Here is a 22369-nt window from a genome sequence, read left to right on the forward strand (position 1 = left end):
AAAGAAGATTTCAGGAAGCGCACGAAAATTTTGCGGCTTTAAAAATGATCTTGAAAAACGGTGATATGCCGAATTTCATTAAGCTGGTAGAACACGAAGCACTAACGCTTCACGCCATGATGATGATGAGTGATCCTGCGTTTATCCTTATGAAAACGGGCACGCTGGCAGTTATCAATAAAATTTGGGACTTCCGTAAAGACATCGGATTGCCGCTGTTTTTCACCTTGGATGCGGGTGCAAACGTTCATTTGTTATTTCCGGCCGATAAGGACGAAGACCAAATCAAGGAATTTATTGTAAAAGAGCTTTTACAGTTTACTCAAAATAACGGTGTCGTGAAGGATGTGATGAGGTTTTAAATCCCGGAAAATTACTTTTTTGCAGCAAACCTGCTCAAGGTGTGCATTACAAAAACTACCAGAATTCCCACAATTGCTGCGGAAATTGATAAAATGAATTTAGCGTTTTCTTCGTGCCAGAAGCCCAGTTGCCATTCCATTGCGTACAGGTTGAAGCCAATGAAAATTACGAATAACACTAAGAATATTTTATAAAAAAGATGCATTTTATGGGTCTTTAAAATTTAACGTAAGTGGTGATCAACTGTGCAAAGTTAGTTGTAAACAGCTTAATCGAAATCGCAAGAAGAATAATTCCGAAAACTTTTTGCAAAACCTGAAGGGTTCCGTCGCCCAGCTTCCTCTCGATCCAGTTCGCCGATTTCAGCACCAAATATACGAAAATTGTATTGAGGATGATTCCCAAAATAATATTTATATCATGATATTCCGCACGTAAAGAAAGGGTAGTGGTAAGTGTTCCGGCACCTGCAATGAGTGGGAATGCAATGGGAACGATGGAGGCCGATTTTGCTTCATGGTGTTTCTGAATTTCGATGCCCAGAATCATTTCCACTGCGATGATGAAGATTACAAAAGCACCGGCAATTGCAAACGAATTCACATCAACGCCAATAAATTTAAGAATTTTATTTCCGATAAAAAGAAAAGAAATCATCAGGATACCCGATACAATCGCGGCTTTTTCTGATTCAATATGCCCAAATTTCTGCTTTAAAGTGACAATAATTGGAATTGAGCCTACAATATCGATTACAGCAAAAAGAACCATGGTAGTGGTAAGCGTTTCTTTTAAAGAGAAAGAGTCAAGCATTTCTTAAAATTATTAATTTCGCAAAAATAGAAAAATTAATTGATTATTGTCTAATCTGAGAATATATTCTGACAATTGATTTTAAAAGCTCATCGATATGTTCATCGGAATGATATGGCGCGTATTTTTCGACCAGAATTTGTTCTGAAAGTGCTCTGTATTCGTCCGCAAACTTCTGACCTTTATGTGTTTCCAGGTATTTTTTTAAATCTGATTCGGTAAGAAGGCCGAGGTTTTCTTTGGTGTCGGCATTTATTTCTTCGTATACCGAAATAAATTTCGAGAAATCTTTATTTTCAGCCAGTTTTTTTAAATATTTAATATTGTCATCAAACTGAACGCTCAATTTATTGCGAATCAATTCCTCTGTTTCGGCGATAGTAGTGATTGGCTTTGTGGTGATCACCGGTTTTAAATTGCGGTGGGTCATTTTCTTTTTTATCACAAGGAAGAGAGAAAGTAGTCCAGCCATTAAAGCCAAGTTTCCGAAAACAATTTTCCAGTTAATCCTGCTTTTATCTTTTATTTTTAAATTATGAGTCTGCAGAACCGGGGTGTTTACGGTTTCCAGAACGTTATTGGTATAATCGTTAACTTTTTCAAGCGTCGTTTTAGAGTCTGCAATCTGTTGCGGTGTTTTTACGTTTAATGCGATAGATTGAGATCCCAAATCAACATATTTTTTAGTCTCAGGATCGAAGTAAGAAAAGTTCTCAAAATTGATGCTGATCGGTCCCGGCCGCTTGGGGATTACAACATAATCTGCTTTCAAAATGCCATTTAGTCTGTTGTCTTTTGCATTGGTTTTTACTGAAACTTTAGGTTCAAAAAACACATAATCTGCAGAATTTACCATTTTTGGTAAATGGAGCGTACCAAAATTCCCGGATCCTGAAATCTGTATCGAAATGTTTACAGGTTTGTCGATTTCCGCAACTTCAACTGAGCTGTTGTTTGCCACAGAAACAGCAAAATTACCGACGGCGTTTTTAAAATGCACGGGCATTCCCGATGGAAGTTTCTTTACATTGAGCCTTACTTTATTGGAGGTTATTTTTTCTTCCTTTGAAGAACCTGAAATTGAGGCAGAAACTGGCGGTACATCAACAGAACCGGTCTCTGATGGAAAAATCATAAACACGGCAATAACCTGCGATGCAATATCTGAATGGGATTCGATTTCAGATTTCGCAAAACTCACTGGTTTAATTCGGATATTTCTATCTCGTGGATACTGGATGTTACCAACTTTTCTGAAATTATTGTAATCCCGGCTATAGGCGCGCAGAACTGCTATGGTAGGTTCGTTTCTATAAATCTCTTTATCCTTTACCTCCATGTTGAGATACACTTCATCCGAATTGGAAGTCGCAGCAACTGAAGATTTTTTATCGTTTTCTCTTACATTAATTTCGAAAGGCTCGGTCTTGTAAATTTTACCGTTTACGGTGACCAGTACAGATCCGAATGTAACCTTACCCGCACGCTTCGGACTCAGAACCATCTGGTAAACCATCTGATTCAAGACATTACCTTTTTTGGCATCGAGAACAATTGTGTTTTGCTCAGATGCGGTCCCGATGATATCGAATTTTGAAGTGTCGGGCATTCTGAGCGGGGTTTCCTGCTGCATATTTTCGCCGGCAATTTCGAGTAAAACGGTTAGGTTAAACGGCTGGTTTACTTTCTGATCCTTCACTTCAGATACAGCTAAAGTTACCTGACCATAACTTAATATCGTCGAGAAAAGAAATAATATGTATGGAATTCTTTTTTTCATCACCAATCCTTTTCGTTGCTTTGTGGCATCGAATAGGAATTCTTATTGAGAATCCTTTTTGCGGTTTCTCTTTCTTTATTTTCTACACGGTTAAGGATTGAATTTTCAAGGTCTTTAGGTAATTTGCCGGAGTTGTCGTTTTTATTTTTGTTGGGATCGTCGCCTTCGCCTTCGCCTTTGTTTTGCTGCCCTTGCCCGGACTGGCTTTGTGGCGTGTCGCCTTTTTCATCGCCCTGGTTTTTGTCCTGGTTTTTGTCGTTTCCGCCACCGCCGCCGGAATTATTTTTCTGCTTATTCTCTTCCTGCTTTTCTTTTTCCTTCAGCATCGCGATTTCGTAATTCTTGCGGATGGTTTCGTTGTAAGGATCCTGTTTCAGAGCCTGTTTGTAAAATTCAGCTGCTTTTTTCGAATTATTTGTCTGCATGTGAGCATTGCCCAAATTATAAAGTGCGGCAGCTTTATCCGGAATCGTTGTAGCTAATTTTTCAGCTTTTTCGTATTCCGCAGTGGCTTCTGCAAACATTTTTCTTTTATAAAGTGAATTGCCGAGGTTATAGTGTGCGCTGAAATCTTTTTCATTAACCTTAATGGCTTCCATATATTTTGATGAAGAAGCTTCGTAGTTCTTCTTATCGAAATTCTTATTGCCTTCAAAAACAAGGGTGTTGTAACTCTTCTGTGCCGAGAAAAAGACAGTGCAAAAAATTAATAATATGGAGGTGAAAAGTAAATTGCGATTCATTACTGCAAAATTATCTCTTTAAATGTTAAGTCGAGTAGGTGTTTCTGTTAAAATTCGGTTAAATATAGACCGAAATACCTGAATATTAGTTAAATATTAAACTCTCTCTTTGGATTTAAGAGAAAAATTAAAAGAAAAAGAAATATGGAAATGGCTAAAAAATACTGATAATAATGAATGGCGTTTTGGGATTTCACCAATGTTTCAGATGATGAAGATGTTTTAGCCAGCGCATCAATAATCTGCGAGGTGGCATCGTCAAGGTTATTGCCATCAATATAGGTTCCACCGGTTTCTTCAGCGATATTCTTCAGCGCATTTGTCTGTCGTTTAGAAATCACCGTTTGACCGGTCAGATCAGTTTTATACCCCATCAGCTGTCCGAAAACATATTCCGGAATCGGCGCGCCTTCCTCAGTTCCTATTCCCACAGAAACTACATGAATTCCTTCTTTATTTGCAAGTCTTATGGCTGCTTTCTCGTTTCCTTCATTATCTTCACCGTCGCTAACTAAAACAACTTTACGCGAACCTTTTGCGACGTTTTTAAATTTATCTGCAGTGGTTTTCATTCCGTTTAAAAAATCAGTTCCCTGAATTTTTACTACACTGGTTTCCACTCCTCCGATATAAGTTTCTGCAGCGGTAAAATCCGTGGTCAAAGGCATTATTGAAGCAGATTCACCGGCAAAAACCACAATTCCAACTTTATCATTCTTCATCTTAAACATCGTGTTGATGATGATGTTTTTGGCTTGAGTTAAGCGGTTTTGTTCCACGTCCTGTGCATTCATCGAATTGGAGACATCAAGAAGAAAAATTACATTGTTCATCTTCTGCCTGGTTTTCACTTCCTCGGTACCGCTGAGTAAATCTACGATGGAAAGAATCAGGAAGAGGGTAGCAATTAAATATAACACTGGAAAAAATCTGGAAAATCCGCTTTTCTTTTCAAAGAGTTCCTCCTGGAATCTGGCTTCCGCAAATACGGTTTTCTTGCGGTTTTTCCACTTTGTGTATCCAGCAATAATAATCCCGAGCAGCGGCAGGAGCAGCAGCAAGAGTAAATACCAGTTATTTCCTAAATACCAATTCATATTAGTGTTCAAATTCTTTTCTCATCAACTTAAAAACTTATAAAATACCCACCGAAGCAGCGCATCGAGTAATAAAACTGCCAGGGCAATCCAAAGAAAAATCCTGAAATATTCCTGATAGTTATAAAGTTTTGTGGACTTAAGTTCCGATTTTTCAAGCTGATTAATTTCTTCATATACCTGCTCCAAACTTTGGTTGGATGTGGCGCGGAAGTATTTTCCACCGGTTGTTTGTGCAATTTCACGGAGCACAGGCTCATCAATTTTCACCTCGGTTTCATTGAAAATCAAGTCGCCAAAAATGTCGGTTGCTGTTGGCATCAGCGCATATCCGTTGGTTCCTATACCGATGGAATATACTTTTATATCGTTGCTTTTCGCCAGTTGAGCGCCAACCTGAGCCGGCATTGCATTTTCAATCGTATTCACGCCATCGGTCATTAAAATAATGATTTTCGATTTCGATTTGCTGTGTCGTAAATGGCTCACCGCCACCGAAAGTCCTTCACCAATTGCGGTTCCGGGCTGCAGTTCCAGTGGATTTAAGTTTTCAAGTTCCTCGAGCAAAACAGCATGATCCGAAGTTACAGGAACTTTGGTAAACGCCTCGCCGGAATAGGTGACGAGGCCAATACGGTCGCCGGGTCTTTTTTCGATAAAATTTTTGGCAATTCCTTTCAGTGCCGTTAAGCGGTCGGGTTCTAAATCTTTAGCGAGCATGCTGAGTGAAACATCCACAGAAAGCATAATGTCGATTCCCTTACTGTCGTCGTTATCCTGAGAAATCGTGAAGGTTCTCGGGCGTGCCATCGCAATAATCAATGCCGAAAGTATGATGTACTTTGAAATTTTCAGAAGAAAAAGAACAAATAGAATTCCCTTGTTTTCCTGCATGTTTCGGATGGTGGGAACACGAATTCCTGTTCGTTTTTTCTTCCTTAAATCCAAAACGATTAAAGGAATGAAAGCGGCGAACAGCAGTAAAAACCACGGACTGTAAAATTCTAAATTAAGCAAATCAAATGTCATTATACGCCTGTTCTTAATTGTTCGTCTTCCAAATCTTTGGAAGAACGTTTTACAAAGGTTTTTATATCATTGAAGTCTGTCTGCATGGTAGGCTGGTCCGGAAACGTCTTCGCGAATTTCACCAAATCACCTCGCAAAAATATATTTTCAACAATTTTTTCGTTTTCTGGCGAAATGGTATTGTTCGTTTTCATCACATCAATTAAATCATCCGTCAACAGAACATCCGCAGGAATTTTGTACTGTTTGGTGATAAAATTTCTGGAAATATCAATTAATTCTACATAGAAAGACCGGTAATCTCCGTTTTCAATAAATTTTTTCTTCTTAAGAGTTTCGAGCTCTTTCAGCGTTTGATTGGTCATTACCGCCGGCGAATTTTTTCTGCGTTTCGCATACCGAACCAAATAATAAATAATGAAGATTAAAGCCAGTAAAATCAGCAAACCTAAAATATACCATTTGTAAAGTTCCCAGTAATCTTTAACATCAAGTTTTACCTCTTTGTTTTTCATGATGTCGTTGATTTCATCACCTTTCTGAGCGGTATTGATGACTTCAACTTCGTAAGGAATGGTGTGGTAGAGCTGCCCGCCAATATTGAAATCGAGCGCGGGAATCGTATATTTTCCTTCTTCGAAAATGGCAAATTCAATTACTCTTTCGTAGAAATCGGGTCTTTTGCTGATGCTGTCTTTAATTTCTTCAAAATGAAATGGCAACAGTTCATTTTTAGGCGCAGAAATCACATCTTTTCCCTGTAGATCTGAAATATTAACCCGGAATAGACCAACTTCGCCAAGTGCTAACGTCTTTTTCTCGAGGCGTGAACCCAGCGTTTGCGAAAATGCCAGAACGCTGAAAAGGGCAAATAAGATAAAATATTTTTTTTTCAAAATCTGATTTCTGTTTTTATAAACTTTCTGAATATTGATTAGCGTTTTCTGAAATACTGATAAAGGAATTTCGAATAATCTTCGCCGGTATTGATATTCATAAAACTGGCGGCAGAATTTTCGAAATCTTCGGTTACGCTGCGAACTTTCTGTTTTTGTTTCTCTGCAAATTCATAACGCCATCTTGCGCTGGAAGTGTTTGCCCAAACCTGTTTCCCTGTCTCGGAATCCTGAAAGAGCGCATATCCGATATCCGGAATTTCGCTGTCTTTTTCATCGTAAATACGCATTCCAAGAAGCTGGTGTTTTCGTGCAGCCACGCGAAGAACCTTTAAATCGTAATCATCCTCAAAATCCGAAAACATAAAAACCAGCGATTTTTTCTTGAAGATATTCATCATATACTGCAGCGCACCATCAATTTTCGATTCCGAAGGAACATAATCTGCAGTTAAAATATTACTGATAATAGCCAGAATATGCTTTCTTCCTTTTTGCGGCGGGATAACTTTATAAACTTTATCGGCAAATAAAATAAGGCCGACTTTATCATTGTTTCCAGCTGCTGAAAAACCCAAACTTGCGGCAATTTCTGCGACAAATTCACGTTTCAGCTGGGTTTTGGTGCCGTAATCCATCGATGCAGAAATATCCACCAAAAGCATCAGCGTAAGTTCGCGCTCTTCTTCCATTACCTTCACGAAAGGTTCACGGAAGCGGGCGGTTTTATTCCAGTCGATTCTCCGGATTTCGTCGCCGAACTGGTAAGGCCTTACTTCAGAAAAAGTCATTCCCTGACCTTTAAATGCGCTGTGATACTGACCCATCAACGTTGCTTCCGACTTTTTTTTAGTCCGAATCTCAATCTGTTTTACTTTTTTGATGATGTCTTTAATCTGCATGATTTCTTTTTTCAGGAGCCCGAAGATTTTGTTTTTCTTTGATCTGCGGTCCCGCTTTCCGCTGTATCTTTTGCTCCACTTCGTTTCGCAAAAGGATGCCGCTTCAATCGGGGCTATAAACTTATTTTAGGATTTATCCCGATAATTAGGGAGCCTGTACTTTCCCCAAAATTCTGTTTACAATTTCATCGGCAGTAATTTCTTCAGCTTCCGCTTCAAAACTTAGTCCGATCCGGTGTCTCAGAACGTCTTTTGCGATTTCCTTCACATCTTCCGGAAGTACAAAAGCACGGTTTTTCAGGAAAGCCATCGCACGGGAAGCGATTGCCAGGTTGATGGATGCTCTTGGCGACGCACCGAAACTGATGTAATTTTTAAGTTCTGCCAAACCATAATTTTCCGGTGTTCGGGTTGCGAAAACCATATCTAGGATGTATTTCTCAATTTTTTCGTCAAGATAAATCTGGTTGATAAGATTTTTCGCTTCCATTATATTGTGGAGCGATATCACAGGTTTAATCTCCGGTTGATGCGATGTGGCTACCATTTTCATAATCTTTCTTTCATCCTCGAAATCCGGATAACTGATGGTGCATTTCAGCATAAAACGGTCGCTTTGCGCTTCCGGCAAAAGATAAGTTCCTTCCTGATCAATTGGGTTCTGTGTCGCTAAAACCAGGAAAGGTTTTGGTAAAGGCATGGTTTCGTCACCGATGGTTACCTGTTTTTCCTGCATGGCTTCCAACAGTGCCGACTGTACTTTCGAAGGTGCACGGTTAATTTCGTCAGCGAGTACAAAATTGGCGAAAATAGGTCCGCGTTTTATAGTAAAATCGTTGTCTTTTATATTGTACATCATGGTTCCCACAACGTCTGCCGGCAAAAGATCCGGTGTAAACTGAATCCGTGAAAAATCGCCCTGCACAGCATCTGAAAGTGTTTTAATCGCCAGTGTCTTTGCCAAACCAGGAACACCTTCCAAAAGAACATGGCCGTTGCCCAAAAGACCGATCAATAAACGGTCTACCATATATTCCTGTCCGATAATTGCTTTGTTGATTTCCTGTTTCAGGAGGGTGAAAAAGTAATTCTGTTCTCTTACTTTTTCGGTGAGCTGTCTTATATCTTCGGCCTGATGTAATTCTGACATAGTGATTTTAAAATTTAATGTGTAAATTTCTGATAAATACCCTCATCAGTCAACATAATTGGTGCCAAGAATGAGTTAAAGTTTTGTTAAACCCTCTATACAAAAGATTGGTGAAGGAATTCGAATTGTTAATACGTGATTACAAATTGAAGCATTTTTTAAATAAATATTTTTAGAATCTTTTAAAATGCTTTTTCCCCGGAAAATGCATTTTTGTCTCTTTCAGTTAATTACCCTATTTTTGAGGATTAAAATAATGTAAAATGAACTATCATTTTCAGGCCCACAGGCAGGTCCGCAGAAATCTTCTGGAAATTCTTCAGAATACATCGCACAGTGATTTGATGCTGATTCCCGACGGTTTTAACAATAATATTTACTGGAATATCGCGCACACGGTAGCGACACAACAGCTGCTGTGTTATTATCTTAGCGGAAATCCCTTCAGAATCGATAAATACTGGATTGAAACCTATAAAAAGGGCACACTGCCGAACCTCAATGTGCAGCAGTCTGAAGTTGATGATCTGGCATTTCTGCTTACAGAAACCTCAAAAATTTTAATGAAAGATTACGATGCAGATTTCTTTGCAGATTATACACCTTACACCACAAGTTTTGGGTTGGATCTGAAGAATATTCAGGATGCAATTATTTTCAACAACATGCACGAGACCTTACATTATGGTTACGTTATGGCCCAGAAAAGAGCTATTATTGGCGAAAAATTTTAAAACCTATATCAACCCGGATAGTTAATTTTTAATTATTCCATACATTCAATTTAATGAAAGACGACTTTATTTTTGGTTTGCGACCTGTGATGGAAGCAATAGAAGCCGGAAAAACCATAGACAAAATATTTCTGCAGAATGCGTTGCAGGGCGAGATTTACCAGGAACTCAAAACGCTCTTGTCGAAACATAAGATCCGCCCGAATTATGTGCCGGTAGAAAAACTCAACCGTTTTACAAGGAAAAATCACCAGGGCGTGGTCGCTTTTATTTCAGATGTTCCTTTTGAGAAGATTGAAGATGTGCTTCCGCAGCTTTTTGAAGAAGGAAAAACTCCCTTTATTTTGATTTTGGACCGGTTAACCGATGTAAGAAATTTCGGTGCGATTTGCAGGACAGCAGAATGTGTGGGGATTCACGCCGTTGTTTTGCCTGAAAAAGGCGCAGCGCCAATAAATTCTGATGCGATAAAAACCTCTGCAGGCGCAATTTATAACCTGAAAATCTGCAAAGAAAAAAATCTGGCGCATACCGTAGATTTTCTTCAGCAGTCGGGTGTACAGGTTTTCGCGGCTACAGAAAAGGCGCAGAAACTTATTTATGATGTAGATTTCACTCAGCCCTGTGCAATAGTAATGGGAAATGAAGAAACCGGAATTTCTAAAGAAGTTCTACATCATTCCGATGAGAAAATTAAGCTTCCGATCGAAGGTAAAACACAGTCGCTTAACGTTTCTGTGGCTTGCGGCGCTATTTTATATGAAGCGGTTCGCCAGAAAATCGCAATGCCGATATAACCTGTTTAACTCAAGTATCTCTCAGTTTTTATAGGCTAGCATCAAATTTGAATTCAAAAGAATTTTTAACTTTATTAAAAATTAGAAGTTTATGCGGAGCAGTACGGTTTCAAAAAGCGAGGTGCGCAATTATGTAAAAGAAATAATTCGGGGGAAGATAGAAAAACTCGAAAAGTTTCTTGATTTTACTCTGGAAGCCAGCCGTGAAATCAAGAAAACTCCAAAGTATGATTCCATCCGCGAGGAAATGCAGGAAGAGATTTACCAGATGCAGAAACAGTTGGCTTCACTTAAGGATCTGCAAAGAAACATGACCAAAGTCCTGAATAATTCTACGGAGCGTGTCGCGATAGGATCTCTGGTTTTTACGAATAAAGCGCGATTTTATATTTCGGTTTCTTTGGGCGAATTTTTCTACGAAGGCGACCGTTTCTATGCAATTTCTGAGGAAAGTCCCATGGCAAAAATTTTATTCGGAAAAAAAGCGGGCGACTCATTTGTACTGAACAATATTGCCCAGACCATCGAAAATGTAATGTAAGAGTTAATATAAAAAAGCACAGGTAATTATTTAATGGGAAAAGCAGAAATATTAAAGGAAATCATTGAAAGCAGAAGAAGTATTTTTCCAAAGGATTATACTGGCGAAGAGATAGAACTGGAAATTCTGGATGAGATCCTTCGCTCCGCCACATTCGCTCCAAATCACAAACGTACCAAACCGTGGCGTTTTAAAATATTTAAAGGTGAAGAAAAAACCAGGTTGGGAGAAAAACTGGCCGAGATTTATAAAAATACAGTTGCACCGCAGCATTTTCTCGAAAAAAAATATTTAAGTATCTCTGAAAAAGCAGCGAAAGCAAATGTAATTGTTACAATTTCTGTGAATTTCAGTGGGTTACTCCCGGAATGGGAAGAGATTGCTGCTACAGCGATGGCGGTTCAGAATATGTATCTTACCTGCACCGCACACGGAATTGGCAGCTACTGGAGCAGCCCAGGAATGATTAAACATCTTGATGAATTTTTAAATTTGGAAGAGAATCAAAAGTGTTACGGATTGTTTTATATAGGAAAAATATAAATTAAAGCTGTAACTTTTTATTTGGCAGGCCGACTGATTTCCAAACAATTAATCATAAAAACTTTAATCAATGGAAACTTACGGCTACAACGACCCCGAATCCCAAAACCAAAACTTCAGTAACCGAAATTACCGCTCAGAAAAGAAACTCGCAGCAGGATTGTTGGGGATTTTACTCGGAACTTTTGGTGCCAATAAATTTTATATGGGTTACATCAACGAGGGAATCATCCAGATTGTTCTGAATATTGTAACGTGCGGAATCGCCACTGTAATTCCATTTATCGAGGGAATTATTTATCTTACCATGAGCGATGAGCAGTTCGACCGGACATATATTCAGGGCAGAAAAACATGGTTTTAAAAATTTAGTGATCAAAAAAATCTTTCAAATAATTTGAAAGATTTTTTTGATTTTTCAGCAAACCGGACGCTAAAAAACTTAAATTTTTACTGATTAAGTAGTATCGCCGCTTCTTTTGCTGCGTAAGTGAAAATCATGTCTGCTCCTGCTCTTTTGATGCAGGTTAAACTTTCGATAATTGCTTTATCATTATCGAGCCAGCCGTTTTGGGCAGCAGCTTTCAGCATCGCATATTCGCCACTCACATTGTAAACCGCAATTGGTAAGTCGATTGCCTCACGAACTTTAGCCACAATATCCAGATAAGGCATTCCTGGTTTTATCATGATGATGTCGGCGCCTTCAGCAACATCTTTCAGCACTTCATCCATGGCTTCACGGGAGTTGTGAAAATCCATTTGGTAAGTTTTTTTGTCTTTTGGAATATCGGCATTTTCCTTTGGTGCAGAATCCAATGCTTTTCTGAATGGTCCGTAAAAAGAACTCGCATATTTTGCGGCATAACTTAAGATTCCAACATCGGTGAAACCACCTTCTTCAAGGCCGGTTCTTATAGCGGCAACTCTGCCGTCCATCATATCGCTGGGTGCCAAAATGTCTGCTCCGGCTTCAGCGTGTGAAAGCGACATTTTTACCAGAGCATTATTTGTTGCGTCATTATCAACTTTTCCGTTGGTAATAATTCCGTCGTGTCCGTAGATCGAGTAGGGATCCAGAGCAACATCCGGCATTACAATCATTCCCGGAACAGCGTCCTTAATGGCTTTGATTGTCGTCTGCATCAGACCATTATTGTTCCAGGATTCAGTGCCTTTGTTATCTTTTAAATTTTCAGAAACTTTCATGTAAAGGTTTACTGCTTTTACACCCATTCTGTATAATTCCTGACATTCTTTCACGGTAAGATCAAGGGTTCTGCGGTAGATTCCCGGCATTGACGGAATAGGTTCCTGCGTGTTTGAACCTTCCATAACAAAAATCGGCATTACCAAATCGTTGGTGGTGAGTACTGTTTCCTGCACGAGGGATCTAATGGTGGCGTTGGTTCGTAATCTGCGGTTTCTAGAATATATAATCATGTTTTGGAATGGTATTTGGATTTAAACATGCAAATTTAATTATAGTTTTACAAAAAAAGCTCTTAAAATAAAATTCAATTTCTTACATTTGTAAGGATATTTATAAATATAAAGTTCTATAAGGTGAAAAAATTATTATTTTCTATCATATTAATCGGCAGTTTAACAGTTTTTTCGGAAAAAATTTCCGCACAGTCTGTTAGTAAAGAACCGATAGCAGCTTCTCTGAAACCAGAGGAAGCAGTGATGGTAGCATATCCTAATCCTGCCCGGGATTTTATTGTTGTAAAATCTAAAGATGCTTCTTTAAAAATAAAATCCGTTACCTTCTATTCTATTCTCGGGATGGAAGTTGCAGATTATACCCTTAATAAAAATTCGGCAGAGATAAGACTCGACAGGTTAAGACCTGGAAAGTATCTGATGCGCTATACCATGAGCGACAACACACAGAAAGTTACACAAATCGTAAAACAATAAAAATTCGAATCCTGAAAATTAACTTTCAGGATTTTTTGTGTCTTCTTATACGTCTGGGAAATCTTAACTGTAAAAAAATCCCTAATTTTGCTGAAATGGAAACACGCGAAAAAATAGTTATTATTGGCGGGGGATTTGCAGGTTTGCAGCTCGCAAAATCACTGAACAATAAGAGAAAAAAGGTGATTGTGATCGATAAAGTAAACCATCACATGTTTCAGCCTCTTTTTTATCAGGTGGCGTGCGGTCGTATTGAGCCCAGTAATATTTCTTTTCCTTTCCGAAAAATTTTTCAGCTGTCCCGAAATATTCAATACCGAATGACGGATGTACAAAAAATTCTTCCGGAACAGAATAAGATCGTTACCCAAGATGCAGAGTTTACTTATGATAAGTTAGTGATTGCCACAGGATGTAAAACCAATTTTTTCGGAAACGGAAAGATGGAGCATCTTACCTTCGGGATGAAAAATACTCAGGAAGCTATCGCAATCAGAAATCATGTTCTCCTCGCTTTCGAAAAACTGATTATTGAACGCAAACGAAGCGACGATGGAAACTGGAATATCGTAATTGTAGGAAGCGGCCCCACTGGTGTAGAACTTGCCGGCGCCTTCGCTGAAATGAAAAAAGATATCCTGCCACGCGATTATCCTCACATGAACTTCGATAACCTCAATATAATTCTTGTTAGTTCTACCACCACCCCGTTAAGTGTGATGAGTGAAGAATCTCAGCAGATGTCGGAGAAATATCTAAAAGAATTGGGCGTACAGTTTATGAGCGACGAATTTGTAACCGATTACGACGGGGATAAAGTATATATGAAAAGCGGTAAAACAATTGCTTCCAACAACGTCATCTGGGCAGCTGGTGTAATAGGAAATATCATTGAGGGACTGAACCCTGATGTAATGATAAGAAACCGTTATAAAACAGACCGGTTTAATCGTGTGTTAGGTTACCAAAACATTTACGCTATCGGCGATATAGCATATATGGAAACGCCAAAATACCCTCAGGCACATCCCCAGGTGGCAAATGTTGCCATTAACCAGGGGAAAAACCTTGGCAGAAATTTTCTGAGAAAATCAGAGAATGATTGGAAAGAATATGAATATACTGACCGGGGCAGCATGGCTACCATCGGTAAACACCGCGCTGTAGTCGATTTGCCGGGTTTTAAATTTCAGGGTTTTTTGGCGTGGTATTTTTGGATGTTTCTGCATTTAATGCTCATTCTTTCCGTAAGAAACAAAATCGCCATTTTCTTTAACTGGATGTGGAGTTATCTGAATAAGGACTCTTCACTGCGCCTCATTATTATCCCAAATAAAAAGAACAATACCGAGCAATGAGAATCGATATTATAAGTGTTTTGCCGGAACTCATGGAAAGTCCGTTCAAAACGTCTATCCTGAAAAGAGCAGTTGATAAAGGTTTGGCAGAAGTTTATTTTCATCACCTCCGCGATTTCGGTTTGGGGAAACACCGCCAGGTAGATGATGCTCCGTATGGCGGAAGTGCCGGCATGGTAATGATGGTTGAACCCTTAGACCGTTGCATCTCCGAACTGAAAGAACAGCGAACCTACGATGAGGTGATTTATCTTACTCCCGATGGGGAAACTTTAACCCAAAAAATTGCGAACAGTCTTTCAACTAAAACCAATCTTATTTTTATCTGTGGGCATTACAAGGGGATTGATCAAAGGGTTCGCGAACTTCATATTACCAAAGAAATATCCATTGGCGACTATGTTTTAACCGGAGGAGAGTTGGCTGCATGTGTTTTGGCAGATTCCGTCATCAGACTGCTTCCGGGAGTTCTGAATGATGAACAAAGTGCCTTGACCGACAGTTTTCAGGATAACCTTCTTTCACCACCTATTTACACAAGACCTGCTGAATATAAAGGCCTTAAGGTACCCGAAATTTTACTCAGCGGTAATCTTCAGAAAATTCAGGACTGGCTGCATGAGGAATCGGTAAAAATAACTCAGGAAAAAAGACCCGATCTTTTAGAATAATTCATTCATAATCGATATTTTTTATAAATTTACAATTCTAATAAAACAGGGAGATAAATTTGCTGATGGTAAATCGTGTAGTGCAGGAACTGGTTGCTTTTTATAATGTAGAGAATTTATTTTCTCCGGATCCGCCGGCGGTACACCCCTTAGATCCCACCCAGTCTGGTTTAAGAAATTGGGACGAAAGAAAATACAGGAATAAAATACAGAAAGTTGCCCAGGTTTTCGAGCTGATTCGTGAAGCAGAAAATGCTTTGCCAATGATTATTGGTTTTTCTGAAATCCAGGGGCAGTCGCCTTTGGACGAACTCGCAGCTATGGCACCTTTTAATTCAGAATATGAGGTAATGCATTATGATTCTATGGATGAAAGGGGAGTAGATGTAGCGCTACTTTATGACAAAAAAAAACTCGAACTCATTTTATCAGAACCTATCACTTATTTTTTTGAAATTAAAGATAATAATCCCGCGAATTACGATACAACGCGCGATATTTTAAGATGTAAATTCAGATATTCCGGTGAAATAATCAATGTTTTTGTGCTTCATCTTCCGTCAAAAAGAGAAAAAAATATCAACAAGCCAAAGCGTGAGTTTATCCTAAATGATATTCGTGAAAAAGTGATCGAAATAAAATCCGACTTAAACGAGGCGATTATTATCTGTGGCGATTTTAATGAAAATCCGGATGATGATAATGTAAGAAATCTTGTTTATGACGATCAATCTGATAAATTGCTTGAAAACCCGTTTCTGGATTTGTATCTGAACAATAATTATTCAACTTATCACCATAAGCACGGCTTGCTTTTTGATCAAATTCTCTTATCAAAGCAGTTTTTCGAGACTTCTTTTCCGCTGAATTTTAGTTCGGCAAAAATTTTCAACCACTATAAATTAAGCAACTGGGATAAGAAATTTGCCGGCAGACCGTTCAGAACATACGCAGGAAGCAGATATCTGGGAGGTTACAGCGATCATTTCCCGGTGCTAACCGCATTCACAACAACATAATAAAGAATACATAGACTATATATGAAAAGCGCAATAAACTCGAGTTATCACCTTGATTCCGTAGATAAAGAAATAATTTACATGCTGATGGACAATGCAAAAACCTCATTGGCGCATATTTCTAAAAATGTTGGCATCTCCACAACTGCCGTTCACCAGAGAATTAAAAAACTGGAGCAGGCAGGGGTGATTGAAAACTCCATTTCTTTTCTGAATCCCAGAAAAATTGGCTACAAAGTGGTTTCTTATATCGGCGTGTTTCTGGATCAGCCAAGCTATTATCATGATGCAGTGAAGGCTTTGAAAGAAGTGAATGAAGTGGTGGAAGCGCATTATACCACAGGTAATTACACCATTTTTTTGAAGGTTTTGTGCAGAGATAACGATCATTTGATGGAAATTCTTAACAAACTTCAGAAACTCAAAGGCGTAACGCGAACCGAGACTTTCATATCTTTGGAGCAAAGTATTAACCGACAATTGAAAGTATAATAACAATGGAAATCAATAAATATTTAGATTCTACTTATCTTAAAACTCCCCAGCAGGCTGGTTTATCAGAAGAAGAAACATTGAAAAAAGTGTATCAGCTTACCGATGAAGCTCTTGAGAATAATTTTTTTGAAGTAATGATCCGTCCGGATTATGTGAAGGAAATTAAAGATTATCTGAAATCAAAAAATTCAGAGATAAAAGTAGGTACAGTCATTGGTTTTCATGAAGGAACAGCCAGCACTTCAGATAAACTTGCTGAAGCCGAAAAAGCAATTGCCCACGGGGTTGATGAGCTGGATTATGTAATTAATTACGAAGCATTCAAAGCTGGAAATACCGATTTGGTGAAAAACGAATTCGTAGAAGGCACCAAACTGGCGCTGAAAAACGGAAAGATCGTAAAATGGATTATCGAAATCGCTGCTTTAACCGATGAGCAGATTGTTGATATAACTAAAAATATGAGAGTTTGGGCTGAAGAAAATTTTGATGAAAGTGATCTCCAGAATATTTTTGTAAAATCTTCCACAGGATTTTATCCTAACGAAAACGGTAAACCAAACGGAGCTACTTTCGAAGGAATAAAGCTTATGCTTGAAAACTCCGGAAAACTTTCCGTAAAAGCTGCGGGCGGAGTAAAAACCCCGGCTGATGCTGAAAAAATGATTACAATGGGCGTACGACGAATCGGAACTTCTTCAGCAAAAGCTTTGATTTCAAACGAAAAAGCGCAGGACGGATATTAAAATATATAAATCCAACAATAAGGAAATCGCGCATAAGGTGCGATTTTTTTATGTTTAAATCCTATTTTTGCAGTTCTATGCCAAAAAAACCTGTCAGGAAAAAAGTTTCCAAAAAAATCCACAAAAAACGCAGAAGAAATTTCCTTTTGAGAAGAGAGATTCTCCTGTTGATTCTGGCGTTGGCATTACTTGGTACGGGGTTTTATCTAAAAGAAAAAATCGCTTTTTACTATGCCATGTATTTTAATAAATTCGAGCATAAAAAGCTTTCGAACACCGAATTTGAAGAACAGCGGATTAATCGAATTATTGGAGATTATGCCGATAAAACTTTCGGGATCGATATGTCCCATTACCAAAGAAAAGAAGATATCAACTGGGACAGTTTAAGCATCGGAAACCGCGCCATACCGATAGAATTTGTGGTATTGCGTGCTACGATGGGTAACCGCAGTGCCGACAGGCATTTCGATGAATTCTGGGAGCTGGCCAAAAAGCATCAGCTCATACGTGGGGCTTACCATTTTTACCGTGCCGATGAAGATCCTGTGCGTCAGGCTAATAATTTTCTAGATAATGTAAAACTGGAAGAGGGCGACTTGCCTCCAGTCCTCGATATTGAAAAAATACCAAGACGAAAATCGAACGAAAAACTCGTAGAAGATTTAAAGATCTGGTGCCGCATTGTAGAAGAAAAATATGGCAAAAAACCAATCATTTATACTTATTACCATTATTACAAAGACTTCCTGAAAGGCGAATTTGATGATTATCCGCTTTGGATCGCCAATTACAATGATGTTCCGCAGCCAATGCCCGACGGAAAGTGGGATTTCTGGCAGTTCACCGAAAAAGGAATCGTCTACGGAATCAACACCAAGGTGGATATTGATGTGTACAACGGTAGTCTTTGGTCATTAAAAAGACTCACGCTCGATTAAGTGCAATTATCGTATTTTCGCACTCTCAAAACAGCATTTAACAGCAACAACAACTCATAATGAATTACGTTTCCGCAGAAAACCTTACCAAATCCTATGGTTTAAAAGTTTTATTCAAAGATATTTCCTTCAACATCAACGAAGGCGACAAAATTGCCATCGTTGCCAAAAACGGCTCCGGGAAATCGACTTTGCTTAAAATTTTAATGGGTAAAGAAATCGCAGATTCCGGAAGTGTAATTATTAATAAAGACATTCAGGTTGTATTATTCGATCAGGAAATCGATTTTGAAGGCGAACTAAATGTGGAAGAATTTATGATGACGCTGGATTCTCCGCCCATTATGGCTTTAAAAAACTATCATCACGCGCTTTTAACCGAAAATGCCGATGATATGGATAAAGCTTTAAATGAAATGGAAATTCATGAAGCCTGGGATTTGGAAAATGAAATGAGTCAGATTCTCACGCAATTGAAAATCACTGATTTACAGGCGAAAATGAAAACTCTTTCCGGAGGGCAGATCAAAAGAGTTGCGCTTGCAAAACTTCTGGTTGAAACTCGCGCCCAACATCGTCACACCTTGTTGATTATGGATGAACCAACCAATCACCTCGACGTTGATATGGTTGAGTGGCTCGAGAATTATCTTTCAAAAGCAATGGTAACGCTGCTTTTGGTGACTCACGACCGGTATTTTCTCGATGCAGTTTGCGATATAATCTGGGAAATGGAAGACCAGAATCTGTATTTCCACAACGGAAGTTATGCGACCTATCTTGAGAATAAAATCATCCGCGAAGAAAACTTAAATTCGACCATCGATAAGGCTCAAAACCTGTACCGTAAAGAGTTGGAATGGATGCGCAGACAACCAAAAGCCAGAACCACAAAATCGAAGTCAAGAATTGATGATTTTTACGAAACGGAAAAGGTAGCGAAAACCAATACGAAAAAAGAGAAACTGGAACTCGATTTCGAAATGAAACGTCTTGGGAATAAAATCCTGGAGCTCAAAAATATCATTAAAAGTTTTGGTGATAAAGTTTTGCTTAAGAATTTCAGTTATCAGTTTCAGCGCGGCGAAAAAGTCGGAATTGTGGGCAAAAACGGTGCGGGTAAATCCACGCTTTTAAATATCATTCAGGGTTTTGAACCTTACGACAGCGGCTCAATTGAAACTGGAGAAACCATTAAATTCGGCTATTTTTCACAGAAAGGTCTTCAGTATAAAGAAGAAGAAAGAGTAATTGATTTCATCAGGGAAATTGGTGAAAATTTTCCTTTGGCCAACGGGAGAACCATTTCTGCATCACAGTTTTTGAGGCTTTTTCTCTTTGATGACCAAACGCAGTATTCGCCGATTTCTAAACTTTCGGGTGGCGAGAAAAGAAGGCTGCATTTGATGTATGTCCTTTACCAAAACCCAAATTTCCTGATTTTCGATGAGCCGACGAACGATCTCGATTTGCCCACATTAACGGTTTTGGAAAATTTCCTTCTCCAATTTCAGGGGAGTTTAATTATCGTTTCGCACGACAGATATTTTATGGACAGAATTGTAGATCACGTTTTGGCTTTTGAAGGCCATGGTGTGATTAAAGATTTTGTCGGGAATTTTTCGGAATATCGCGAGGCTAAAAGTCAGGATCAGAATAAAAAAACTCAGGTTGAGGTTCGGGAAGTGACAAAAAAGGCTGAAACCACGCCAGCGGCATCCGTTGCGACGATAAATTCTAAAAAGAAACTGTCTTTTAAAGAACAGCGCGAGCTCGAAATGATTGATAAAGAAATGCCTGAACTGGAAGAAAAACGTGCGGAGATTCTCGAAAAACTTAATAATGAAACTGATTACGAGAAAATTTCGGTTTTTTCTGCAGAATTAGAAAAAATTTCTGACAGAATGGACGAACTTGAAACGCGCTGGCTGGAACTGCAGGAATAACATATTATTACAAAACTCAATCTCAAATGATGCAAAAGGAACAGAAACTCGAGGCTAAATACGGCCTGTTCACAGCAATTTCAATGGTTATTGGCCAGGTCATCGGTTCCGGTATTTTCTTTAAAGTTGATGATGTACTTCTTTCTACCCAAGGAAATATTCTTGCTGGACTTGTAGGATTTATTATTGTTGGAGTAAGCGTAGTTTTCGGGGCAATTTCTATGGCAAATTACGCGGAGTTGCTCCCCAAAGACGGCGGAATCCTGAGTTACGTGAATTACAGGTTCGGTGAAAAAGCTGCATATTTCGTAGGATGGATGTATCTGAGTCTTTTTTATCCTCTGCTGACTGCGGTTTTATTTACAGTTTCCGGCATTTATATTGCGCATCTCTGTGCAGAATTTTTGAATTTTGAACCTACCACACTGCATTTTGCGCTCATTGGTTTTGTAAACCTGCTAATCTTTTTTACCTTCAATATCTTCAGACCGAAAAGCAGCGGAATCTTTCAGCAGTTTACGACAGTCTTGAAAGTGCTTCCGTTGATATTTATTGCCTCTCTGGGAATTTTAAGTTTGGTGAAAGGTGATGTCGAAGAAGCAAACAACTTCACTTACGCTGCTGAAAATGTTAGGGAAAATCAGTCTTTATTATTTTTGATCGCTGCGAGTTTTATCCCGATTTCTTTTGCTTTCGACGGTTGGTATATCGCGACACAGATTTCCGGTGAAATTAAAAATTCAAGTAAAAACCTTCCGAAAGCCCTGATTTTAGGAACCCTCGCTGTGATGGTTATTTATATTTCGTATTACATGGGAATTGTTTTCAGGATGAGCGGTGAGGAGATAGTTCAGCTGAAAGATACCTATATCACCGAATTTTCGCGCAAAATCGCGTCAGATTCCGGAGCTTTGTTGATGCAGCTTTTTATTATCGTATCGGTTTTGGGAACTTCAAATGGTTTGCTTTTAGCGACAATCCGTGTACCTTACCAGTTTGCGAATCTTAAAAAATCCAGAAAATTCCTGAACCTGGATGTTATCGAACCCAAAACAAAAATGCCTGTAAACAGCGCTTTTTTAGGACTGGGAATTATTATTTTTTATATCATTATTTATTATATCACCAATACGCATCCGTACTTTACGGCCCGGAATTTTGATCTTTCTGCAATTCCTATTGTATTTATCTACCTTGTTAATGGTGCGCTTTTCATTGGGTTGTTCAGACTCTTCAAAAAAAAGGTGTTTTCCGGCAACCGTTTTTTTAAATTTACCATGTCTGTAATTGCGATATTGGGAATTGTGGTGGTGCTTTTCGGTACTGCTTCTGCACCGAACGGAATGATGTATTTTATCGTAAATCTCCTCTTCATAGGAGCTGGAATCTTATTTATGAGCGATAATGATAAAAATCAGTAATAAACAAATTCATTCACTTTCAAACAGTTAAACAGTGGTATTGGAATTTATTTAGAATAATTCAAAATAGATTTTGTAATTCCCGAGGGCTTTTTTACATTTGCACCGTTATTTTAATTCATTCTAAATAAAAACTTGTAAATGAAAAAGCAGATATTGTCGTTGGGAGTCTTATTGCTTAGCATGTCAGCAAATGCGCAAATGAAATTCGATCCGGTTAATGATACCATCAGGATTCAGGAAATTGAAGATATAAACCTTCATAAAACCGGTAATCCGAACAAAGCAAAGGCACTAACTGCTAAATCGAATCTTACGGTGATGGAGAATCCGCAGCCTATTGCAATTGTTACTCACGAGGTAATCGAGCAGCAACAGGCGAAACAGTTGGGTGAAGTTCTTCAGAATGTAAATGGCTTGTACATCACCTCATCCCGGGGAAATTCGCAGGACAGTTTTGG

General features: G+C 38.7%; 25 protein-coding genes and 1 pseudogene. 16 read left to right on the forward strand and 10 right to left on the reverse strand.

Translation table 11 applies throughout. The features are described from left to right. Nucleotides 1-362 (forward strand): annotated as a pseudogene (locus tag V5N63_RS04395) (diphosphomevalonate decarboxylase); the annotation flags it as partial. 11 nt (nt 363-373) lie between these two features. Here the strand turns inward: V5N63_RS04395 and V5N63_RS04400 are convergent. The 9 genes from V5N63_RS04400 to V5N63_RS04440 all read right to left on the reverse strand — a co-directional run bounded on the left by V5N63_RS04400 (nt 374) and on the right by V5N63_RS04440 (nt 8773). Beyond that, entirely contained in the window at nt 374-568 is a 195-nt protein-coding gene (locus tag V5N63_RS04400) for a hypothetical protein (protein ID WP_088467919.1), read from the reverse strand. Nucleotides 569-579: 11 nt separating this feature from the next. Continuing rightward, nucleotides 580-1176, reverse strand: a complete 597-nt coding sequence (locus V5N63_RS04405; protein WP_088467918.1) for a MarC family protein — start codon at nt 1174-1176, stop codon at nt 580-582. 43 nt (nt 1177-1219) lie between these two features. Then, a complete protein-coding gene (locus V5N63_RS04410) occupies nt 1220-2956 on the reverse strand; it encodes a BatD family protein (protein WP_332032969.1) in 1737 nt (578 codons plus the stop codon). Next, nucleotides 2956-3699 (reverse strand): tetratricopeptide repeat protein, encoded by a 744-nt coding sequence (locus V5N63_RS04415; RefSeq protein ID WP_332032970.1) that lies wholly within the window; start codon nt 3697-3699, stop codon nt 2956-2958. The genes V5N63_RS04410 and V5N63_RS04415 overlap by 1 nt, the downstream gene beginning before the upstream one ends. An 89-nt stretch (nt 3700-3788) precedes the next feature. Next, entirely contained in the window at nt 3789-4796 is a 1008-nt protein-coding gene (locus tag V5N63_RS04420) for a vWA domain-containing protein (protein ID WP_332022962.1), read from the reverse strand. A gap of 24 nt (nt 4797-4820) precedes the next feature. Further along, nucleotides 4821-5825 carry a vWA domain-containing protein gene (locus V5N63_RS04425; protein ID WP_332022960.1) on the reverse strand — a complete coding sequence of 335 codons (1005 nt, stop codon included), beginning with the start codon at nt 5823-5825 and terminating at the stop codon, nt 4821-4823. Next, entirely contained in the window at nt 5825-6721 is an 897-nt protein-coding gene (locus V5N63_RS04430; RefSeq protein WP_332032971.1) for a hypothetical protein, read from the reverse strand. The genes V5N63_RS04425 and V5N63_RS04430 overlap by 1 nt, the downstream gene beginning before the upstream one ends. A gap of 38 nt (nt 6722-6759) precedes the next feature. Beyond that, nucleotides 6760-7623 carry a DUF58 domain-containing protein gene (locus tag V5N63_RS04435; protein WP_332020607.1) on the reverse strand — a complete coding sequence of 288 codons (864 nt, stop codon included), beginning with the start codon at nt 7621-7623 and terminating at the stop codon, nt 6760-6762. 145 nt (nt 7624-7768) lie between these two features. Next, nucleotides 7769-8773, reverse strand: coding sequence for an AAA family ATPase (locus V5N63_RS04440; protein WP_332032972.1), 1005 nt, complete (start codon nt 8771-8773; stop codon nt 7769-7771). A gap of 263 nt (nt 8774-9036) precedes the next feature. Between V5N63_RS04440 and V5N63_RS04445 the strand changes: the two genes are divergently transcribed. From V5N63_RS04445 to V5N63_RS04465, 5 genes are all read left to right on the forward strand, one after another. After that, on the forward strand, nt 9037-9507 hold the full coding sequence (locus V5N63_RS04445) for a DinB family protein (RefSeq protein ID WP_088467912.1): 471 nt from the start codon (nt 9037-9039) through the stop codon (nt 9505-9507). Nucleotides 9508-9560: 53 nt separating this feature from the next. Beyond that, complete coding sequence (gene rlmB, locus V5N63_RS04450) at nt 9561-10304, forward strand: 23S rRNA (guanosine(2251)-2'-O)-methyltransferase RlmB (protein ID WP_332032973.1); 744 nt, start codon at nt 9561-9563, stop codon at nt 10302-10304. Between the two features lie 91 nt (nt 10305-10395). After that, a complete protein-coding gene (locus V5N63_RS04455; protein ID WP_332032974.1) occupies nt 10396-10845 on the forward strand; it encodes a hypothetical protein in 450 nt (149 codons plus the stop codon). 33 nt (nt 10846-10878) lie between these two features. Next, nucleotides 10879-11388, forward strand: coding sequence for a nitroreductase family protein (locus V5N63_RS04460; RefSeq protein ID WP_332032975.1), 510 nt, complete (start codon nt 10879-10881; stop codon nt 11386-11388). Nucleotides 11389-11458: 70 nt separating this feature from the next. Next, entirely contained in the window at nt 11459-11752 is a 294-nt protein-coding gene (locus V5N63_RS04465) for a TM2 domain-containing protein (protein ID WP_088467908.1), read from the forward strand. An 86-nt stretch (nt 11753-11838) separates the two neighbouring features. Here V5N63_RS04465 and hemB read toward each other — a convergent pair whose 3' ends face one another. Next, nucleotides 11839-12831 carry a porphobilinogen synthase gene (gene hemB / locus V5N63_RS04470; RefSeq protein ID WP_332032976.1) on the reverse strand — a complete coding sequence of 331 codons (993 nt, stop codon included), beginning with the start codon at nt 12829-12831 and terminating at the stop codon, nt 11839-11841. A 123-nt stretch (nt 12832-12954) separates the two neighbouring features. Between hemB and V5N63_RS04475 the strand changes: the two genes are divergently transcribed. The 10 genes from V5N63_RS04475 to V5N63_RS04520 form a co-directional block, all read left to right on the forward strand. Further along, complete coding sequence (locus V5N63_RS04475; RefSeq protein WP_332032977.1) at nt 12955-13311, forward strand: T9SS type A sorting domain-containing protein; 357 nt, start codon at nt 12955-12957, stop codon at nt 13309-13311. A gap of 95 nt (nt 13312-13406) precedes the next feature. Continuing rightward, on the forward strand, nt 13407-14669 hold the full coding sequence (locus V5N63_RS04480; RefSeq protein ID WP_332032978.1) for an NAD(P)/FAD-dependent oxidoreductase: 1263 nt from the start codon (nt 13407-13409) through the stop codon (nt 14667-14669). After that, on the forward strand, nt 14666-15340 hold the full coding sequence (gene trmD, locus V5N63_RS04485) for a tRNA (guanosine(37)-N1)-methyltransferase TrmD (RefSeq protein ID WP_332032979.1): 675 nt from the start codon (nt 14666-14668) through the stop codon (nt 15338-15340). The genes V5N63_RS04480 and trmD overlap by 4 nt, the downstream gene beginning before the upstream one ends. Nucleotides 15341-15405: 65 nt before the next feature. Then, nucleotides 15406-16359, forward strand: coding sequence for an endonuclease/exonuclease/phosphatase family protein (locus tag V5N63_RS04490; protein ID WP_332032980.1), 954 nt, complete (start codon nt 15406-15408; stop codon nt 16357-16359). A 21-nt stretch (nt 16360-16380) separates the two neighbouring features. Continuing rightward, entirely contained in the window at nt 16381-16851 is a 471-nt protein-coding gene (locus V5N63_RS04495; protein WP_088467903.1) for an Lrp/AsnC ligand binding domain-containing protein, read from the forward strand. A gap of 5 nt (nt 16852-16856) precedes the next feature. Next, on the forward strand, nt 16857-17600 hold the full coding sequence (gene deoC, locus V5N63_RS04500; protein ID WP_332032981.1) for a deoxyribose-phosphate aldolase: 744 nt from the start codon (nt 16857-16859) through the stop codon (nt 17598-17600). A 77-nt stretch (nt 17601-17677) separates the two neighbouring features. Further along, complete coding sequence (locus V5N63_RS04505; protein ID WP_332032982.1) at nt 17678-18541, forward strand: glycoside hydrolase family 25 protein; 864 nt, start codon at nt 17678-17680, stop codon at nt 18539-18541. Nucleotides 18542-18600: 59 nt separating this feature from the next. Next, complete coding sequence (locus tag V5N63_RS04510; protein ID WP_332032983.1) at nt 18601-20487, forward strand: ABC-F family ATP-binding cassette domain-containing protein; 1887 nt, start codon at nt 18601-18603, stop codon at nt 20485-20487. Nucleotides 20488-20513: 26 nt separating this feature from the next. Continuing rightward, on the forward strand, nt 20514-21908 hold the full coding sequence (locus V5N63_RS04515; RefSeq protein ID WP_332032984.1) for an APC family permease: 1395 nt from the start codon (nt 20514-20516) through the stop codon (nt 21906-21908). A 141-nt stretch (nt 21909-22049) separates the two neighbouring features. Continuing rightward, a partial coding sequence (locus V5N63_RS04520) for a Plug domain-containing protein (protein WP_332032985.1) occupies nt 22050-22369 on the forward strand: 320 nt, incomplete at its 3' end.

It is taken from the genome of Kaistella sp., assembly GCF_032060305.1.
Classification (GTDB): domain Bacteria; phylum Bacteroidota; class Bacteroidia; order Flavobacteriales; family Weeksellaceae; genus Kaistella; species Kaistella yananensis.

Bases quoted from the DNA above. Each gene is read 5' to 3' on its own strand.
- V5N63_RS04415 (WP_332032970.1), bottom strand. From the start codon at position 3,699: ATGAATCGCAATTTACTTTTCACCTCCATATTATTAATTTTTTGCACT.
- V5N63_RS04425 (WP_332022960.1), bottom strand. From the start codon at position 5,825: ATGACATTTGATTTGCTTAATTTAGAATTTTACAGTCCGTGGTTTTTA.
- V5N63_RS04440 (WP_332032972.1), bottom strand. From the start codon at position 8,773: ATGTCAGAATTACATCAGGCCGAAGATATAAGACAGCTCACCGAAAAA.
- deoC (WP_332032981.1), top strand. From the start codon at position 16,857: ATGGAAATCAATAAATATTTAGATTCTACTTATCTTAAAACTCCCCAG.
- V5N63_RS04400 (WP_088467919.1), bottom strand. From the start codon at position 568: ATGCATCTTTTTTATAAAATATTCTTAGTGTTATTCGTAATTTTCATT.
- V5N63_RS04410 (WP_332032969.1), bottom strand. From the start codon at position 2,956: ATGAAAAAAAGAATTCCATACATATTATTTCTTTTCTCGACGATATTA.
- hemB (WP_332032976.1), bottom strand. From the start codon at position 12,831: ATGATTATATATTCTAGAAACCGCAGATTACGAACCAACGCCACCATT.
- V5N63_RS04495 (WP_088467903.1), top strand. From the start codon at position 16,381: ATGAAAAGCGCAATAAACTCGAGTTATCACCTTGATTCCGTAGATAAA.
- V5N63_RS04490 (WP_332032980.1), top strand. From the start codon at position 15,406: ATGGTAAATCGTGTAGTGCAGGAACTGGTTGCTTTTTATAATGTAGAG.
- V5N63_RS04420 (WP_332022962.1), bottom strand. From the start codon at position 4,796: ATGAATTGGTATTTAGGAAATAACTGGTATTTACTCTTGCTGCTGCTC.
- V5N63_RS04510 (WP_332032983.1), top strand. From the start codon at position 18,601: ATGAATTACGTTTCCGCAGAAAACCTTACCAAATCCTATGGTTTAAAA.
- V5N63_RS04445 (WP_088467912.1), top strand. From the start codon at position 9,037: ATGAACTATCATTTTCAGGCCCACAGGCAGGTCCGCAGAAATCTTCTG.
- V5N63_RS04435 (WP_332020607.1), bottom strand. From the start codon at position 7,623: ATGCAGATTAAAGACATCATCAAAAAAGTAAAACAGATTGAGATTCGG.
- V5N63_RS04460 (WP_332032975.1), top strand. From the start codon at position 10,879: ATGGGAAAAGCAGAAATATTAAAGGAAATCATTGAAAGCAGAAGAAGT.
- V5N63_RS04515 (WP_332032984.1), top strand. From the start codon at position 20,514: ATGATGCAAAAGGAACAGAAACTCGAGGCTAAATACGGCCTGTTCACA.
- V5N63_RS04480 (WP_332032978.1), top strand. From the start codon at position 13,407: ATGGAAACACGCGAAAAAATAGTTATTATTGGCGGGGGATTTGCAGGT.
- V5N63_RS04405 (WP_088467918.1), bottom strand. From the start codon at position 1,176: ATGCTTGACTCTTTCTCTTTAAAAGAAACGCTTACCACTACCATGGTT.
- V5N63_RS04455 (WP_332032974.1), top strand. From the start codon at position 10,396: ATGCGGAGCAGTACGGTTTCAAAAAGCGAGGTGCGCAATTATGTAAAA.
- V5N63_RS04505 (WP_332032982.1), top strand. From the start codon at position 17,678: ATGCCAAAAAAACCTGTCAGGAAAAAAGTTTCCAAAAAAATCCACAAA.
- V5N63_RS04465 (WP_088467908.1), top strand. From the start codon at position 11,459: ATGGAAACTTACGGCTACAACGACCCCGAATCCCAAAACCAAAACTTC.
- trmD (WP_332032979.1), top strand. From the start codon at position 14,666: ATGAGAATCGATATTATAAGTGTTTTGCCGGAACTCATGGAAAGTCCG.
- rlmB (WP_332032973.1), top strand. From the start codon at position 9,561: ATGAAAGACGACTTTATTTTTGGTTTGCGACCTGTGATGGAAGCAATA.